This window comes from Rhizobium sp. AC27/96 (assembly GCF_001692325.1).
Lineage (GTDB): Bacteria > Pseudomonadota > Alphaproteobacteria > Rhizobiales > Rhizobiaceae > Rhizobium.
Genome location: NZ_LXKN01000001.1, coordinates 1,255,558 through 1,272,690, shown reverse-complemented (window position 1 = coordinate 1,272,690; position 17,133 = coordinate 1,255,558). Strand labels below are relative to the sequence as shown.

The window sequence follows — 17,133 nt, the reverse complement described above, 5'->3', positions numbered from 1 at the left end:
ATGACCGATGAACACACGGGAGCCTGCCTATGCGGCGGCGTACGCTTCAAGACACACGGTAAGCTGCGGGAGGTCGTGGCCTGCCACTGCTCGCAATGCCGCAAGCAGACCGGGCTCTATTACGCAGCCACCAACGTGCCGATCGCCAACCTTGTCATCGAGGGAGAAGAGGCGATCACCTGGTATCGCGCCAGCACATTTGCCCGCCGCGGTTTCTGCAAGACCTGCGGCTCGGCATTGTTTTGGGCGGCTGACGGTGCCGAGGAAATCTCGATCATGGCCGGGCTCTTCGACCAGCCCACCGGCGTCGAGATTTCCTATCATATCTATTGTGCCGACAAGGGTGACTATTACGAGATCACCGACGGGTTGCCGCAATACAGGCAGGGACGGCCGGGATTGGCGACTGCAGGCTCTTCGGACTGACAAAACTTGATATCGCCAATTGGTCTTGGGCTATCTGGAGTTATCATCTTCGTAGTCGAAATCATCATCGATCGGCTGGACCGGTGGTCTTTGGTGGCCGTGGCGAATGGCTCTGATCTCTATCAGGTCACCGGCTGTTTCGTAATCGACGAGATAGTCTCCCATGACAAATCGCAAGACGCCCGGGATTGGCAGTTCGCTGCTTGAAAAACCCATCTGAGGAAAAAGAAGCAGGTTTGTCTTGAGCCTGTTCAGATCGTCGAGGAAGCGGAGGGCCGCAGCTGGGCTTCTATCTTTCAGATATTGCGCTTCCGACTTGATATAGGCTTTCGCGCCGGCCGAAAGACGAATTCTTTTCAAGCAGCGGCCCCTTTGATCGTGCTTGCGACTTCGTTGATCACATCATCAAGATCATAGGCTTCGCCGTTCGCCATTTCCCGCCGAGCCTTTGCGATCTCCAACACTTCGCGCCCTTCTGCCGCCAGATAGGATTTGAGCGCTCGCACAAAGACCCAACTGCGCGTTCGCTCGCAAACTTGTGCGATCTCCTCGATTTCTGCAAGTATATCTGTAGGTACCCGGAGGGTGATCGGGTCTGAAAGTCCTTGTTGATTTTTCATCACCTTTTTCTCCTTCTGTATTACAAAATTACAGAAAGCGTACTCAGAAGTCAATTTCCGAGCGCTATCGAGGAGGACGGACGCCTCAGGCTCCGTTTCTCTCCGCAACCAGCCTGCTCAGCTTCGCGATTTCCTCTTTGACCACGGAAAGCTCCGCCAGCACCTGCATATCTATCTTCTGGTGCAATGACAGGACCTCAAGCTCGGCCTTGAGATTGACCTCGTAATCCTTGGCGGCCTCGAAGCGGTCGCGCTCGGTCTGGCGGTTTTGCGACATCATGATGATCGGAGCCTGGATGGCGGCGAGCATGGAGAGGACGAGGTTGAGGAAGATGAAAGGGTAGGGGTCGAAGGCGCGGGTGAGGAGAATGACGGTATTGACGACGCACCAGAAGACCAGGAACAACAAGAAGCCGACGATGAACGACCAGGAACCACCGACGCGGGCGATGCCGTCAGCGAGGCGTTCGCCATAGGATGCATTTGCGGAGAAGGCCGCGTTGATATCGGTCGAAACAATCTTGCGCTCGTGCGCTTTCTTCAGCACGCGCTTTTCCGTCTCGCCGAGTTCGTCGGCTGTCTTGTCGAAATGCAGATGGACGAAATTGGGCAAATTATGCATGGGGACACTCCGGGGGCTTGGTCGCTATTCGATGTCAAGTATTCGACTGGCCAATGAAAATGCAACGCAAAAAGCCGGTGCTTTGATCGGGTGAATCCAGCCTTGGCCCTGCCTTGCAGATAGCGGCGGCGAGCCGGATAGAACCTGCGGTTTATGCGTCACAGCACCGTCAACTACCGTCCCTAGGATGCCTGTGCTAAGGTCATTCGACACGCAGCCTGCGGGGCCGTTCCCCGGAACGCCGGCCTTTAGACCCTTCGTCCAACCACAACATCTAAATGATTGGGAGATACGGATCATGCCGAATAAACCGACAATTATCTTGGTGCATGGCTTCTGGGGTGGCGCAGCTCACTGGAGCAAGGTCATCGTCGGGCTGGCGGCGAAGGGCTATCAATCTCTCCATGCGGTCGAAAATCCGCTGACCTCGCTTGCCGATGATGCCGAACGTACCCGCAAGATGATCGCGCAGCAGGATGGACCGGTATTGCTGGTCGGCCACTCCTATGGTGGCGCCGTGATCACCGAAGCCGGCGACCAGCCGAATGTGGTCGGCCTTGTCTATATTGCGGCCTTTGCTCCCGATGCTGGCGAGAGCCCCGGCGGCATAACGGCAAACCGCCCGCCGGTGGCCGCGGCAAACCTAGCCCCCGACAGTGACGGTTATCTCTGGGTAAAACAGGATAAATTCCACGAGAGTTTTTGCCAGGATCTGAGTGCGGACGAGGCGCTGGTGATGGCGGTGACGCAGAAGGCGCCGCTTGCCAGCACTTTTGGAAACACGATCACCGCGCCAGCATGGAAGAAGAAGCCATCCTGGTACCAGATCTCCAGCCAGGATCGGATGATTTCCCCTGAAAACGAGCGGTGGATGGCCGAGCGGCTGGGCGCAAGGAAAATTATCACGCTGGACGCCGGCCATGCGTCACTTGCTTCCAAGCCGGTGGAAGTCGTTGCCTTGATTGACGAGGCTGCCGTCGCGACCGCCAGCTAGTGGGTCGATGAACGTGTCTGGAGTTGCCGGCTGCGCCTGCGCTTCAGGCACGCCACATGTTCGCATCGAGCCGCTGGAATTTTAGCTCGATCCGCTAGCTGCCCTCTGTAATCAGTGAACTATGTGACGGGAAGAAGCGTTCCAAGCCATACTCCCGTCCGAACATTGCATCATGCTGCAGATAGCGGTAGTCCCGTATCATCGGATCGATATCCCCCTCCTTGCGCGACCAATCGGGGAATGTCTGGTTGTCGCGTGTCGCGAGCTGATAGCGGTCGACGATGTCGTATTTCTTCTGCACGCGGCCGAGGAAGCCGGTGTAGAACGGATGCTCATATCCGGCTGTTTTCAGTACCTGATAGGGGAGCTGCGACGGGCTGATGGTGCCGATATCCTTGCGCACGCCCTTCTTGCTCGACCAGATGACCAGCGGTGTTTCATGCTCCTGCTTCATGATGTCGAGCGGCGCCTTGCGGGTGGCGACCTGCTGCGGCATGTAGCCGGTGTTCGGATAGACGCTGCCGAGCGGCGGCAGATGATCGCCCCAGAGGACAATGATGGTTTCGCGGTCGCGCTTTTCAGCCCAATCCATCAGCATCTTCAAACTGTCATCGGCTTCGCGAACGCCCTGTGCATAGGTGGCAAGCGTTTCCCGGTCATCGTCATTCAGATTGCCGGCGATATTCACCGTGTTCCGGGCGTAGCGATTGGCTTCATAGGGACCATGTCCCTGAAGGGTGACAGCGAAAAAGAAGAACGGCTTTTCGGCCCCATCGCCCTCGCGCATGATCTCCTTCAGCAGGGAGTCATCGGAAGCGAACATGCCGCGCTTTTCCATTGCCGGCAGTGTTTCCTCGGTGTGGAATTCCTCGAAGCCGAAAGCCCTATAGACTTCGTTGCGGTTCCAGAACCAGCCGCTGAACGGATGGAGCGCGCGGGCAGCGTAGCCTTCTGCCCGGAAGAAAGTCGCGAGCGAGGGCATGGGGCGGCGGACATATTGCTGATAGGGGATGCTGCCATAGGGCAGGAAGGCATTGGAAAAGCCGGTCAGCGCCTCGAATTCCACATTGGCCGTCATGCCGCCGAACTCAGGCGAAAAGACATTTCCTGATTGCCGGGCACGGATCGTCGGCATCGGGTCGGGCGTGAAGCCGACATTGGAAAGTCGCGTTGGATCCCAAAGGGATTCGCTCATCAGCATGATAACATCAGGCTTCTGGCGAGGGCCGGAGAGATAGCCATAGTTTCGCGCCGGTATTGCATCGATCGCGTCCGGCCCGTAACCCGCCGGGGATTTGACGTCTGCCATCGGCAGGTTCAGCGAGAAGGCGATGACGAAGCCGTTATAGGTGTAATTTTCCTTCTGATCCCAGACGATCGGGATGATGCGCAGCTTCTCGCGGATTAAGGAATATTGCGTCGGGTCCATCTGCGAGATGAAGACCGCAGCCAGTGGCAGACAGACCGACAGCCGGACTACCCGTGCCTTTCGGGACAAGGTAGCAGCATGCCGCCAGGCGTGGCGCCACAGAAAAGCAAGCGCTGCCAGCGCCGCGACAAGACCAATGACGAGCGCTGCCGCGGTCCACGGACGATCGCGCACCATGACCGGCAGTAGTTCCATGATCTGCCGTGCAAACAGGAAATCGGACGGGTAAAGCGGATCGGAAAGATAGTTTTGCTTCTGGCTGGAAATGAAGGCGGGGACCAGCAGCAGAGGCGCGACGATCAGGACGGACAGATGGGCCCGGCCGAAGATCGCGTCCGCCACAAGCATCACCAGCATGACAATGCCGATGGTGGTGAAGCCGGGGCGGGATAGAGAAAACAGATACGGGAGTACAGTCGAGAATTCGCCGCGCGCGATCCATTCGACGCCGACGACCAGCGATAGCGCCAGCACTATGGTGAGGCCAAGGCTCAGAATCTGGCGCAGGACATTTGATTGCTGTCTTGCCGCGCCGATCTTCTGGAAAAAAGCGAGCCTGCCCGCCAAGGCGGAACCAATGACCAGATCGACCAAGGGTTTCTCCGAATGCTAGGGAATGTTCACATAATTGTCATGCTTCTGTCATGAATGCCGGATGAACCGCAAGGCAAGCTTGGTACTTTTCCGGGTAAAAATACCGCCTATGCGCGTAGCGCGATCTTTGATGCGTGCAGGCGAACGAAGGCGGTTGCGGAAGGAGGAGGCCATCGCTAAATGTATGGCATGACAGAGCAAAGCCCGATCACTCACACCATCCGCATCGCCGTCGCCCAGCTCAATCCGACGGTCGGCGACATCTCCGGCAATCTTGCCAAGGCGCGCGAGGCGCGGGCCGAGGCGGCGCGCGAGGGTGCACAGCTCCTCATGCTGACGGAACTGTTCATTTCCGGCTATCCGCCGGAGGACCTGGTCCTGAAGCCGGCCTTCATCCGTGCGTGCTGGAAAGCGGTGGAAAGCCTTGCCGCCGATACCGCCGACGGCGGGCCCGGTGTCATCGTCGGCGTGCCAAGGCAGGATGATACCGGCCGTTACAATTCCGTGGCCGTGCTCGATGGTGGCAAGGTCATCTTTGTCAGGGACAAGGTCGACTTGCCGAACTATGGCGAATTCGACGAAAAGCGGGTCTTCGACGAAGGCACCATCTCGGGTCCCGTCAATTTCCGCGGCGTCCGCATTGGCATTCCGATTTGCGAGGAGATCTGGAACGATCTCGGTGTCTGCGAAACGCTGGCCGAAAGCGGTGCAGAAATCCTGCTGGTCCCGAATGGTTCGCCGTACTATCGCGGCAAGGTCGATGTTCGTCATCAGGTCGCGTTGCGGCAGGTAATCGAGTCAGGCTTGCCGCTCATTTTTGCTGCGCAGGTTGGCGGTCAGGACGAACTGGTTTTCGACGGTGCGAGCTTCGGCTTCAATGCGGACAAGACCCTGGCCTTCCAGATGAGCCAGTTCGAGACCGCGCTGGCGGTGACAACCTGGAAGAAGAACGGCGACGTCTGGCACTGCGCCGAAGGGCCGATGGCGCATATTCCGGAAGGTGAGGAGGCTGATTATCGTGCCTGCCTGCTGGGCTTCCGTGACTATGTCAACAAGAACGGTTTCAAATCGGTCGTTCTCGGCCTGTCTGGCGGTATCGACTCGGCGATCTGTGCGGCGATTGCCGTCGATGCGCTCGGAGAAGAGCGTGTGCGCACCGTCATGCTGCCTTATCGCTATACTTCCGAGGACTCGCTGAAGGATGCGGCCGATTGCGCCAAGGCGCTCGGCTGCCGCTATGATATCGTACCGATCGAGGAGCCCGTCGGCGGCTTTACCTCGGCCTTGTCCGATCTGTTCGAAGGCACCGAGAGCGGCATCACCGAAGAAAACCTGCAGAGCCGTGCGCGCGGCACCATTCTGATGGCGATCTCCAACAAGTTCGGCTCGATGGTGGTGACGACCGGCAACAAGTCGGAAATGTCGGTTGGATATGCCACGCTTTATGGCGACATGAACGGCGGCTTCAACCCGATCAAGGACCTCTACAAGATGCAGGTCTATGCGCTGTCGCGCTGGCGCAACCTGCATGTGCCGCCGGGCGCGCTTGGCCCCTCGGGCGAGGTGATCCCTTACAACATCATCGACAAGGCGCCTTCCGCCGAACTCAGGCCGAACCAGACGGACCAGGATTCGCTTCCGCCCTATCCGGCGCTCGATGATATCCTCGAATGCCTGGTGGAAAAGGAAATGTCGGTCGAGGAGATCGTGGCGCGCGGGCACGATGTCACGACGGTGCATCGCATCGAGCATCTGCTCTATCTCGCCGAGTACAAGCGCCGTCAGTCGGCTCCGGGCGTGAAGATCACCAAGAAGAATTTCGGCCGTGACCGCCGCTATCCGATCACCAATCGGTTCCGCGATCGCTGATCGCGACACCCGGCGACAAAGGACGAAGAATGCGCAGCTCGGTCGAGATCTACAATATTCGCACGGGAGCGAACCGGGTTGTCTGGCAGACGGACCAGCTGATCGAGGCGCCGAACTATTCGCCTGACGGACGCTATCTGCTGCTGAATGGCGATGGGCTGCTTTATCGACTGCCGCTGGATGGCAATGGCGTGCTCGATCGCGTCGATACTGGCTTCGCCCAGAGGTGCAACAATGATCACGGGATTTCTCCGGATGGATCGTTGATCGCGATTTCCGACAAGACCGAGCACGGCAAATCCTGCATCTATGTGCTGCCGGCCGAAGGCGGCACGCCGCGTCAGGTGACGAGCAACCTGCCATCCTACTGGCATGGCTGGTCGCCCGACGGGCAACGTTTTTCCTATTGCGGCATTCGCAATGATGTCTTCGATATCTACACGATCGCGGTCGATGGCGGCGAGGAGACGCGGCTGACGCATGGCGAGGGCCGCAATGACGGGCCTGATTTTTCTTTCGACGGGCAGTGGATCTATTTCAACTCCAGCCGTACCGGCCTCATGCAGATCTGGCGTATCCATCCCGACGGGACAGGCTTGCAGCAACTGACCGACGACAATTACGGCAACTGGTTTGCCCATCCATCGCCGAAGAATGACAAGGTCGTTTTGATCTCCTACGATCCCGATGTCTTCGACCATCCGCGTGATCTCAACGTCCGGATGCGGTTGATGGATATGGATGGCGGCAATCTCACGACGCTGTTCGAGCTCTTTGGCGGGCAGGGCAGCATCAATGTGCCGAACTGGTCACCGGATGGTGATGAGTTCGCCTACGTCCGTTACGAGCCCGTTTGACCCCTCTGGACAGATCGCAACCGCCGCGATAGATGTTGCTCGTTCTCAGGGCGCATCCGATCCGCGGGAAGGGCAAGGCCCACCTGATACATAGAATGTGAGACTGCCACACCTCTTTTCAGTCTGTGGGCGCGGATACCGGACGTAAATGGAAGGAGGTCTATCGTGACCACGCGCTCTTTGGCGAGTACCGCCACACTCGATTCCCTGAAAAAGCAGGCCAAGGCTTTCCTCAAGGCCGTTCAATCCGGAGATGCTTCCGCGCGAAGCCGCGTCGAGCCGTATTTCACTGATAGTGCCGGCGTCGGATTGCAGGACATACAGCTTGTGCTCGCCCGCGAATTCGGCTTCTCCAGCTGGACGAAGCTCAAGGCCCATCTGGAGACCGGAGACCGCAGACAGGTTCCGCGAGATCAACTTGCCAACCGTTTCCTTTCGCTCGCAACGGTTTCCTATTTCGGCAGTATTGCGGCTGATCCGGCTCGGTTCGATGAGGCCTTGCAACTGCTGGAGGCAAATCCGGAGATTGCCGGCGAGAATATCCATATTGCTGCCGTGCTCGGCGATGCCGCTGCCGTGAGCCGCTGGCTCGATCGTCAACCGCAACTTCTCGACCGCAAGGGCGGCCCTTACGACTGGTCGCCGCTGATGTATGCGGCCTATGCCCGCTTGCCCGGGCGTTCCAGCCTGCTAGCGGCGAGAGAACTCGTCCGGCGCGGCGCCGACGTGAACGCCTTCTTCCTTGATGGCGGCCAGTATCGCTTCTCGGTCCTGACCGGCGTCTTCGGCGAGGGCGAGGCGGGAAAGGATCGCCAGCCGCCGCATCCGGAATGCGAGGCCTTTGCACGGCTGTTGCTTGAGGCGGGCGCTGAAGCCAATGACAGCCAGGCGCTCTACAACCGCATGTTCGAGCCGGACAATACCTGCCTGAGCCTGCTGCTGGAATATGGTCTTTCGGCTGACGCCAGGAACAATTGGCTGGTGCGTGAAGACGGAAAATTTGTCGCAAATTCGCAGACCGTGTTCGACTATCAGCTGGGCTGGGCGTTGGAGCATCGTATGGGTGAGCGCGTTCGGTTGCTAGTGGAGCATGGGGCTGACGTCAGTAGACCCGTCAACGGCAGAACGCCCTATGAATGGGCGCGGCTTGGTGGCGACAGCGAACTGGCGGCCTATCTTGTGCAGAAGGGCGCGATAGCGGTTCGCCTGAAGCCAGAGGATTGGGCTTACATCCAGGTCAAGACTGGCGACATTGACGCCCAGCAAATCAAGAGCGTTTTCCAGCAAACGCCAGGCGGGAGCGATCTCGACATAGCGGCGGCGATACAGAAGGCTCATCCCGCCATGCTGCACGACGCTGCCGGCGAAAACGACCTTGAAGGCGTCCGCCGAATGCTGGAGCTTGGTCTCGACGTCAATGCCATGACCAGCCGTACTCCGCTGCATGAGGCGGCACTTCACGGTCATATCGAAATGGCGAAATTGTTGATCGAGCACGGGGCCGATACCACTATTCGCGATCCGTATTTCTATGCGCCGGCGATCGGCTGGGCTGAATACAACGGAAAATCAGAGACGGTCGAATTTCTGAAAGCCTATCCGCTCGATATTTTCGCGGCTGCGGCTTTTGGCCAATTGGAACAGCTGAGAGATATTCTTGAGAGACATCCGGAACGACTGGATATTCGCTTTGGCGATTTCCGACCGCATGGGCAGCCGAGCGCCGATCGTGACTGGATGACGCCTCTGGGCCTTGCGATCCTCAATCGGCGTGCGGATGCTGTACACCTCTTGCTGGAGCATGGCGCGGATCGCTCGATCAGGGATGTCTCAGGAAGATCCTATCGGGACCTTGCGCAGGATACGGGAGACGAATTCATCATCGCCGCGCTAAGGCCGCCTATTGCATAGGTTGGGGTCCGGCCTCCTTCGGATGTTTGAGGTCGATATCGCCGTGGTCGGTCGCAAGGAATTGCGGCCCTACCTGGCGCACCTTGTTGGCTGAGGGATCGTAGGGTCGATCGGGCGGGAATTTTTGCGGCTCGGCCTGCGTCACCACCGGTGCCTTCGGCGCAGGCGACTGCTTCTGCTGCAGACTGGAATCTTTCTGCAGCCTCGGTGTCTCGATGACGGTGATCGAACTATCCGGTTGCGCCAGGGATTGCTGTTCCGGCGCATAGGCATCGAGCTTCGTCCGGGTGTCGATAACGACATCCGGCGTTGCCGAAGCCGGCAGGCTGCAGCCATTCCTCTGCATCGTGTCCAGCAATTGCCGGCGTTGCAGGCCGGCTGCATCGATGCGGCCGACACTGTCTTCGCGCTGATCCATCAGCAGTCCGAGATCGTGCCGCATCCCGTCGAGCGAGCTTCTCATATCATCGCAAATGCCTGAATTATTATCGCCGAAAATGACGATGCCGCTGTCTGCGACGCAGCCCTGATTGCGCAGATCGCTCATCACGCGGCGGATCATCAAATTCTGCTGGACGATTGCGCGCGAAAGCCGGCGTGTTTCCTGGCTGGCACCGATGACTTCGGTGGTGTCGGCATAACGGCCGCGCAATTCATCGCATAGATTGGCCTGTGCGAAGCTGGGCGTGGCCGTCAGCAGGGACAGCAGGGCGATGGAAATTAGGTTTGTGCCGCGATTCACGTATCTGCTCTCGAAAGCGGGTTGATTTCGTTGGAAGCTATACTTTGGAGCTTAACAACGTATCCATCAAGACGCATCGATTTCGAGTGAATTTTAGCAATTTTTAATTTGCGGCCGCCACGCGCGAGCGGCCGCAAGGAAGGGTTTCGTCAGGCCAGCTGCGATGCTTCGACGACGGCCAGGGCCGCCATGTTGACGACGCCGCGCGAGGTGACCGAAGGCGAGAGAATGTGCGCGGGAAGGGCCGTGCCGAGCAGGATCGGCCCGACATGCAGACCATCGGTCATGGTCTTGACGACGCCGAGCGTGATGTTGGCGGCATCGAGATTGGGGAAGACCAGCAGGTTGGCTTCGCCCGAGAGCGTGCTGTCGGGCATGACGTGGCGACGCAGGCTCTCCGAAATCGCGCTGTCGCCATGCATTTCGCCATCGACTTCGAGTTCGGGTGCTGCTTCGCGAACGAGTGCAAGGGCACTGCGCATCTTCGTGGCGCTTTCCGATTCCCGCGAGCCGAAGTTGGAATGTGAAACGAGCGCGGCGCGGGGCGTGATGCCGAAACGCTTGATTTCCTCGGCCGCCAACACCGCCGATTCAGCGATTTCCTCAGCACTCGGATTAAACGTCACATAGGTGTCGGTGTAGAAGGTTGCGCCGCGCTGCGAGATGAGCAGGCTCAATGCCGAAAAATCCCGGACATCCGGCCGCTTGCCGATGATCTGGCGGACGATGCGCAGGTGGCGCTCATAGCGGCCTTCCAGACCGCAGATCATCGCATCGGCCTCACCGCGCTTGAGGGCAAGCGCGCCAATGACCGTTGTGTTGGTACGAACGATCGTCCGGGCTGCCTCGGGAATCACGCCGCTGCGGCCGACGAGCGAAAAGTAAAGCTCGACATATTCACGGAAGCGCGGGTCGTCTTCCGGATTGATCACGGCGAAATCGGTATGCGGACGGATCTTGAGGCCGTAGCGCTTCAGGCGGGTCTCGATGACGGAGGGACGGCCGATCAGGATCGGCGCCGCCGTGCCTTCTTCAAGCAATACCTGCGCGGCACGCAGCACGCGCTCGTCTTCACCTTCGGAGAAGACCACCCGCTTGCGCTCGGAAATCTTCGCGGCGGCGAAGATCGGCTTCATGACGAAGCCGGAGCGGAAGACGAAGCGGTTGAGCTCGTCCATATAGGCATCGAAATCGGTGATCGGGCGCAGCGCCACGCCGCTTTCGGCAGCGGCCTTGGCCACGGCAGGCGCGATGCGCAGGATCAGGCGGGGATCGAAGGGCGAGGGGATCAGATAGTTCGGCCCGAAGACGGGGGTTTCGCCTGTGTAGGCGCGGGCGGCTACATCCGAAGGCTCTTCGCGGGCAAGCGAAGCGATGGCGCGCACGGCTGCCATCTTCATTTCCTCATTGATCGTCTTGGCGCCGCAATCGAGCGCGCCGCGGAAGATATAGGGGAAGCAGAGAACGTTGTTCACCTGGTTCGGGAAGTCCGAGCGGCCGGTGCAGATCATTGCGTCGGGGCGGGCAGCACGGGCGAGATCAGGCATGATTTCCGGCGTCGGGTTGGCGAGTGCCATGATCAGCGGCTTTTCCGCCATCTTTTCCAGAAGCTCGGGCTTCAACACGCCTGCTGCGGAAAGGCCAAGGAAAACGTCGGCGCCTGGGATCGACTCGGCAAGCTCGCGCTTGTCGCTATCCTGAGCATAGATGGACTTCCATTCGTCCATCAGCACGTTGCGGTCCTTGTAGACCAGTCCCTCGATATCGTGGACCCAGATATTTTCGCGCCTGGCGCCAAGGATGACGAGCAGGTTGAGGCAGGCAAGTGCTGCGGCACCGGCGCCGGACGCGACGATCTTGACGTCTTCGATCTTCTTGCCGGCCAGCTCCAATCCGTTGAGGATGGCGGCGGCGACGATGATGGCGGTGCCGTGCTGATCGTCGTGGAAAACGGGGATTTCCATCTTCTCGCGCAGGCGACGCTCGACGTCGAAGCATTCCGGCGCCTTGATATCTTCAAGATTGATGCCGCCGAAGGTCGGCTCGAGTGCCGAGATCGTGTTGACCATCTCGTCAACTGTGGGAGCCTCGACTTCGATGTCGAACACATCGATGCCGGCAAATTTCTTGAAGAGAACGGCCTTGCCTTCCATCACGGGCTTGGAGGCGAGCGGGCCGATATTGCCGAGGCCGAGCACTGCCGAACCATTGGAAATAACGGCAACGAGATTGGCTCGGGACGTGTAATAGGCTGCCGTTTCCGGATTGTCGCGGATGGCGAGGCAGGGTGCGGCAACACCTGGAGAATAGGCAAGCGCGAGATCGCGCTGGTTGCCGAGCGGCTTGGTAGCCTGGATTTCAAGCTTGCCGGGGCGGGGATAGCGGTGGAAATAGAGCGCCTGTTCGTCGAAATCGCCACTCGCCATGTTCTTGGCTGCCTTCGAAGTATCGTGCGTATCCATCTCGCGGTCTCCATTCCTGCCTGCGCTTGAGTCCCTCCATACAACAATCGTTTGGCGTTCACAGTATGCAATTGACGTCACAAAGCGTTTTTGCAGCGGCAAAGTCCTGATCGCCGGTTCCGACTGCCGCCGCAGCGGCGCCTTGTCGCAAGCCGGGCCGGTGGGCTGCGGCGTCATAAGGGGTTCACCGCACGGGATTATGAGATCCACAGGCAGAGGATCTCCCATGACTATGATTGTTTCCCATCGCGGCGGCGCGCATCTGTGGCCTGAAAACACCAGGTTTGCCTTTTCGAAAACAGCCAAGCTCGACGTCGATCTTGTCGAATTCGATGTTCATCAGACGCGCGACGGCAAGCTCGTCGTCCATCACGACGCGTTGATCGACAGGATGACGGACGGGAAGGGCGCGATAGCCGATCTCACCTACGAGGAATTGGCGCGCCACATTGTGATCGGGAGCGGCGGCGAGACCATTCCCACCCTTACGGAAACCATCGACATTTTCGGTCCGTCCGCGATCGATCTTCGGCTGGAGATCAAGACCGGATTGGACGGCAAGCCCTACGAGGGAATGGAAGGCCGCATTGTCGTCGAATTGATGTCGACGGGGATGCTGGCGCGGACGATGGTGACAAGCTTCGCGCTGCCGCGTCTTCAGGCATTCGTTGCTGCACTCGATGAGCGAGGCCTGAACGCCGGCGAATTGCTCGGCCTCATCTTTCTTTGCTCGCCGCAGACGGTGGCCCAGCTTGGCTGGCGTGGGATCGTTGCTGCTCTGCGTACCTCAGGCGTGCGCGAGATCGCCGTGCGCGCCGACGCGCTGGATGCCGAGGTTATGGACTTTTTTCGGGCGAACGACGTGGCGGTGCATGGCTGGGCGGCGCATACGAGTGAGGCGGCGCGCATGATGTTTCGCCTTGGTGTCACCAGTTTTACAACCGATAGACCGGATCTCGCCATCGCGGCCAAACGCGGCTGATCTGCCCCGATAAGCCGCCAGACACAGGGTTTGTCATCTTCCTGCAACACGAGTCTGGTTTTGGAATAGGCAAGGTAGGATAGGGCACGGACATAAGTTCGTGAATGAAAACATGGACACCCGGCGATTCCGAACACTGTTCATTTCTGACGTGCACCTTGGCTCGAAAGCCGCGAAGGTGGACTTTCTGCTTGATTTTTTACGCCACCACGAAGCCGATACGATCTTCCTCGTTGGAGACATCGTCGACGGCTGGCGCCTCAAGCGAAACTGGTACTGGCCGCAGGACTGCAATGATGTGGTCCAGAAGCTTCTGCGCAAGGCGCGCAAAGGCACGCGCATCGTCTATATCCCCGGCAATCACGACGAATTCCTCCGTGATTTCCCCGGCATGCACTTCGGCGGCATCGAAGTGGCGCAACGCGCCATGCACGAGACTGCCGACGGCAAGAAATATCTCGTGCTGCATGGCGACGAATTCGACGTCGTCGTCCGCAATGCCCGCCTGCTCGCCTATCTCGGCGATTGGGCCTACGACATGGCGATCCTGATCAATATCGGCCTCGCTGCCGTGCGCCGTCGCCTCAACATGCCTTACTGGTCGTTCTCGGCCTGGGCGAAGCTGCAGGTAAAGCATGCCGTCAACTTCATCGGCGAATTCCAGCGTGTCGTTGCCGAAGAAGCCAAGCGAAACGATGCCGACGGCGTGATCTGTGGCCACATCCATCATGCCGTCATCGAGGATCTCGACGGCATTCGTTACATCAATACGGGTGACTGGGTGGAGAGCTGCACGGCGATCGCCGAGCATGAGGACGGCACGTTCGAGCTCATCACCTGGCAGACAATTCTTGAGACGCAGGCCGCAGGCGCCTCGGTCGAAGAATTGCCCCAGCCGCTGGGAGCCCAGGCGGCCTGATTTAGAGGCCGCCTCACGAGCTTAATAATAGCCTGTCATAATTATTGATCATCGGGAAAGCCCGGAAGCTTCGGATTTTTTCCGAAACGTTACGATTTGGCCATTTCTCGCCATAGTCGTACTCACGATAGAGTGATAGGGACAAATCAGTTCCCTTCAGGTCTGTCATGATTCCCGCCATAAAGTCCTCGCAGGGCGAGGGTGCGCCCCCGTATTTCCGTTTGCGCACTGCCTTGTCCTATTGTGCACCGTTGTTCGTCAACGGGATCGCCTTGCCGTTTTTCCCCGTCTGGCTGGCGGGGCTGAATTTCAGCGACCACGAGATCGGTCTCGTGATTGCCGTGCCCATGGTCGTGCGCGTCCTTGTAACGCCTATTATCGCCAGCCTCGCCGATCACATGAAGGAACGCGCCGATGTGCTGTTCTGGTCCGGCGGTCTGTCGCTGCTGACGGCGATCGCGCTTTACTGGACCAGCGATTTCTGGCCTGTTCTGCTCGTCTACGGCATCCAGGGCGCGACTTATGCGCCCTATGTGCCGGTGGTCGAGTCTATTGCCATGTCGGGCGTGCGTCGCTGGGGCTTCGATTACGGCTCGATGCGCGTGTGGGGATCAATCACCTTCATCCTCTCGACGCTTCTTGGCGGACAGATGATCGGCATGTGGGGAGGCACGATGGTGCTCCCCGTCATGGTCGCCGGCTTCATCCTTACCATGCTGATGGGTGTGTTTTCTCCACGTATCGGACCGACGCGCCGACATAACCAGCCAATCAACCTGCAGCCCCCGACCGGAAACCTGCGGTCTCCCAAGCTGCTCGTCACCATGATCGGCGTCTCGGTGCAGCAGTCCAGCCACGCGATGCTTTATACTTTCGCGTCGATTTACTGGCGCAAGCTTGGTTTCTCCGGAGCGGAAATCGCTGTTCTCTGGAGCATCGGCGTTGCGGCCGAAGTGATGGTTTTTTTCCTGTCGAAGAAGCTGAGCCGGCGTTTCAGCGCGTGGACGCTGATCTTTTTCGGCTCGAGCATGTGTGTCCTTCGCTGGATCCTGTTTCCGATGAATCTGGGCTTCCTTGGTTACTTCCTGCTGCAGTGCTTCCATTCCTGCACCTATGCCTGCGTCCATACCGGCATCCAGCGGCGCATCGTCGCCTCGGTCCACGAAACGCAGGAGGCTTCGGCCCAGGGTGCCTATTATTTCTATAACGGGATGTTCCTTGGCCTGATGACGCTGGCATCCGGCTATCTCTATGCGTGGCTTGATATTGACAGCTATTACGTCATGGCCGGGGTGGCTGCTTTCGGCCTTGGCATGGTCATCTTCGCACGCGGCCTCCAGCCAGGAGGTTCGGCGGTGGGTGGCGGTGCGCGCGGCGTATCGTAACGCGGACGCGAACAAATTCATTTGGATATCAAAAAGCCGTGACATATGTTGGCCGCGGCGCAGCATAGCTATTTCCCGTGCAGTCGGTGTATTAAGCATCGGCGTCGTGTCGGGCTTCCCGAGTCGACGTTAGTGATGCCAGATCTGAGAGACGCATTAGTTTGAACGTAGCCGAACAGAAATCCGATGCACCGAGGATCGATGACGAGGCCGATGGCAGTGGGCATCGCTATCGGCTGGAAGGCAATTGGCGTAGCGCCAATGTGCACGGCGTGCTGCGGAAGATCGAGCAGCTCTCGAAACGGAGTTCAGGCGGTGACGTCGTCATCGATCTTTCCGACCTGTCCGATGTGGATACGGCCGGCGCGCTGCTGATCCGGCGTCTGAAGATGAGCCAGGAGGCGCATGGCGCCACGGTGACGATTGACGGCTCCAATCCGCATATTGATGAGCTGTTGACCGCCTTCGACGAGGATCCAGATGCGGAAACCGGGCGGGCGAAATCGAAGGGACCCTGGACCGAGCGGCTGTTCGCGCCCATCGGCAAGACAGTTTACGAGCTATGGGGCAACCTGATTGCCGCCATGTACATACTGGGCTCCGCTGTTCGCGGCGCGCAGCTCAAATTCGGACGCGGTAGCGGCGTCTCGCCGGCTTCGATCATCAATCAGATCGATCACATGGCCGTCAGGGCCGTTCCCATCATTCTGCTGATGTCCTATCTGATCGGCGCGATCATTGCGCAGCAGGGGGCATTCCAGCTGCGCTATTTTGGCGCCGAGGTCTTTGTCGTCGATCTCGTCGGCATCCTGCAATTGCGCGAAATCGGCGTGCTTCTGACGGCGATCATGATCGCCGGCCGTTCCGGCAGCGCGATCACCGCCGAGATCGGCTCCATGAAGATGCGCGAGGAAGTGGATGCGTTGAAGGTCATGGGCCTGAACCCCATCGGCGTTCTGATCTTCCCGCGGCTGGTGGCATTGACCGTCGCCTTGCCGTTGCTGACGATCCTTGCAAACTTCGCTTCGCTCTTCGGCGCGGCCACGGTGACCTGGGCCTATTCAGGGATCACCTTCGCCACCTTCGTTTCACGTCTGCACGAAGCGATCAGCCTTTCCACTGTTATTTCCGGCATGATCAAAGCGCCGTTCATGGCGCTGGTCATCGGCATCGTGGCCGCGGTCGAGGGGTTGAAGGTCGGCGGCAGCGCCGAATCGCTGGGCCAGCATGTCACCTCATCGGTCGTGAAGTCGATCTTCGTTGTTATCCTCATGGATGGGCTTTTTGCCATATTCTATGCAGCGATCGATTTCTGAGGACA

15 protein-coding genes are annotated in these 17,133 nt (G+C 58.9%); 9 read left to right on the top strand and 6 right to left on the bottom strand.

What is annotated here, in order from left to right:
* Window positions 1-426, top strand: coding sequence for a GFA family protein (locus A6U86_RS06410; RefSeq protein WP_068387406.1), 426 nt, complete (start codon window positions 1-3; stop codon window positions 424-426).
* 30 nt (window positions 427-456) lie between these two features.
* On the opposite strand, the gene A6U86_RS06405 is transcribed toward A6U86_RS06410, so the two are convergent.
* The 3 genes from A6U86_RS06405 to A6U86_RS06395 form a co-directional block, all read right to left on the bottom strand.
* Window positions 457-786 carry a type II toxin-antitoxin system RelE/ParE family toxin gene (locus tag A6U86_RS06405; RefSeq protein ID WP_068387403.1) on the bottom strand — a complete coding sequence of 110 codons (330 nt, stop codon included), beginning with the start codon at window positions 784-786 and terminating at the stop codon, window positions 457-459.
* Window positions 783-1,046 carry a CopG family ribbon-helix-helix protein gene (locus A6U86_RS06400; RefSeq protein ID WP_068388021.1) on the bottom strand — a complete coding sequence of 88 codons (264 nt, stop codon included), beginning with the start codon at window positions 1,044-1,046 and terminating at the stop codon, window positions 783-785. Before A6U86_RS06400 ends, A6U86_RS06405 begins: the two co-directional genes overlap by 4 nt.
* Before the next feature lie 85 nt (window positions 1,047-1,131).
* Window positions 1,132-1,668 carry a DUF1003 domain-containing protein gene (locus A6U86_RS06395; RefSeq protein ID WP_068387399.1) on the bottom strand — a complete coding sequence of 179 codons (537 nt, stop codon included), beginning with the start codon at window positions 1,666-1,668 and terminating at the stop codon, window positions 1,132-1,134.
* 298 nt (window positions 1,669-1,966) lie between these two features.
* Here A6U86_RS06395 and A6U86_RS06390 point away from each other — a divergent pair, with 298 nt between their 5' ends.
* Window positions 1,967-2,662: an alpha/beta hydrolase gene (locus tag A6U86_RS06390; protein ID WP_068387397.1), complete on the top strand. Its 696-nt coding sequence runs from the start codon at window positions 1,967-1,969 to the stop codon at window positions 2,660-2,662.
* A gap of 94 nt (window positions 2,663-2,756) precedes the next feature.
* Here A6U86_RS06390 and A6U86_RS06385 read toward each other — a convergent pair whose 3' ends face one another.
* Complete coding sequence (locus A6U86_RS06385) at window positions 2,757-4,628, bottom strand: LTA synthase family protein (RefSeq protein WP_244509844.1); 1,872 nt, start codon at window positions 4,626-4,628, stop codon at window positions 2,757-2,759.
* Window positions 4,629-4,874: 246 nt separating this feature from the next.
* Between A6U86_RS06385 and A6U86_RS06380 the strand changes: the two genes are divergently transcribed.
* The 3 genes from A6U86_RS06380 (at window position 4,875) to A6U86_RS06370 (ending at window position 9,322) form a co-directional block, all read left to right on the top strand.
* Window positions 4,875-6,554, top strand: a complete 1,680-nt coding sequence (locus tag A6U86_RS06380; protein ID WP_068388018.1) for an NAD+ synthase — start codon at window positions 4,875-4,877, stop codon at window positions 6,552-6,554.
* A gap of 29 nt (window positions 6,555-6,583) precedes the next feature.
* Entirely contained in the window at window positions 6,584-7,411 is an 828-nt protein-coding gene (locus A6U86_RS06375) for a TolB family protein (protein ID WP_068387390.1), read from the top strand.
* 165 nt (window positions 7,412-7,576) lie between these two features.
* On the top strand, window positions 7,577-9,322 hold the full coding sequence (locus A6U86_RS06370) for an ankyrin repeat domain-containing protein (RefSeq protein ID WP_068387385.1): 1,746 nt from the start codon (window positions 7,577-7,579) through the stop codon (window positions 9,320-9,322).
* Here the strand turns inward: A6U86_RS06370 and A6U86_RS06365 are convergent.
* Entirely contained in the window at window positions 9,312-10,064 is a 753-nt protein-coding gene (locus A6U86_RS06365) for a hypothetical protein (RefSeq protein ID WP_068387384.1), read from the bottom strand. The two genes, A6U86_RS06370 and A6U86_RS06365, sit on opposite strands and share 11 nt — an antisense overlap.
* A 149-nt stretch (window positions 10,065-10,213) precedes the next feature.
* Window positions 10,214-12,526, bottom strand: coding sequence for an NADP-dependent malic enzyme (locus A6U86_RS06360; RefSeq protein WP_068387383.1), 2,313 nt, complete (start codon window positions 12,524-12,526; stop codon window positions 10,214-10,216).
* A 226-nt stretch (window positions 12,527-12,752) separates the two neighbouring features.
* Here A6U86_RS06360 and A6U86_RS06355 point away from each other — a divergent pair, with 226 nt between their 5' ends.
* The 4 genes from A6U86_RS06355 to A6U86_RS06340 all read left to right on the top strand — a co-directional run bounded on the left by A6U86_RS06355 (window position 12,753) and on the right by A6U86_RS06340 (window position 17,128).
* Window positions 12,753-13,508 (top strand): glycerophosphodiester phosphodiesterase family protein, encoded by a 756-nt coding sequence (locus tag A6U86_RS06355; protein WP_158008733.1) that lies wholly within the window; start codon window positions 12,753-12,755, stop codon window positions 13,506-13,508.
* Window positions 13,509-13,587: 79 nt separating this feature from the next.
* Entirely contained in the window at window positions 13,588-14,427 is an 840-nt protein-coding gene (locus A6U86_RS06350; RefSeq protein WP_077468759.1) for a UDP-2,3-diacylglucosamine diphosphatase, read from the top strand.
* Between the two features lie 167 nt (window positions 14,428-14,594).
* Complete coding sequence (locus tag A6U86_RS06345; RefSeq protein ID WP_068387375.1) at window positions 14,595-15,812, top strand: MFS transporter; 1,218 nt, start codon at window positions 14,595-14,597, stop codon at window positions 15,810-15,812.
* Between the two features lie 197 nt (window positions 15,813-16,009).
* Window positions 16,010-17,128: an ABC transporter permease gene (locus A6U86_RS06340; RefSeq protein WP_244509843.1), complete on the top strand. Its 1,119-nt coding sequence runs from the start codon at window positions 16,010-16,012 to the stop codon at window positions 17,126-17,128.
* The last annotated feature ends 5 nt before the right edge of the window (window positions 17,129-17,133 follow it).

What these genes read in the sequence shown, in the direction of transcription:
- A6U86_RS06410 (WP_068387406.1), top strand. Translation starts at nt 1, where the DNA reads ATGACCGATGAACACACGGGAGCCTGCCTATGCGGCGGCGTACGCTTC.
- A6U86_RS06400 (WP_068388021.1), bottom strand. Translation starts at nt 1,046, where the DNA reads ATGAAAAATCAACAAGGACTTTCAGACCCGATCACCCTCCGGGTACCT.
- A6U86_RS06390 (WP_068387397.1), top strand. Translation starts at nt 1,967, where the DNA reads ATGCCGAATAAACCGACAATTATCTTGGTGCATGGCTTCTGGGGTGGC.
- A6U86_RS06380 (WP_068388018.1), top strand. Translation starts at nt 4,875, where the DNA reads ATGACAGAGCAAAGCCCGATCACTCACACCATCCGCATCGCCGTCGCC.
- A6U86_RS06355 (WP_158008733.1), top strand. Translation starts at nt 12,753, where the DNA reads ATGACTATGATTGTTTCCCATCGCGGCGGCGCGCATCTGTGGCCTGAA.
- A6U86_RS06345 (WP_068387375.1), top strand. Translation starts at nt 14,595, where the DNA reads ATGATTCCCGCCATAAAGTCCTCGCAGGGCGAGGGTGCGCCCCCGTAT.
- A6U86_RS06395 (WP_068387399.1), bottom strand. Translation starts at nt 1,668, where the DNA reads ATGCATAATTTGCCCAATTTCGTCCATCTGCATTTCGACAAGACAGCC.
- A6U86_RS06360 (WP_068387383.1), bottom strand. Translation starts at nt 12,526, where the DNA reads ATGGATACGCACGATACTTCGAAGGCAGCCAAGAACATGGCGAGTGGC.
- A6U86_RS06375 (WP_068387390.1), top strand. Translation starts at nt 6,584, where the DNA reads ATGCGCAGCTCGGTCGAGATCTACAATATTCGCACGGGAGCGAACCGG.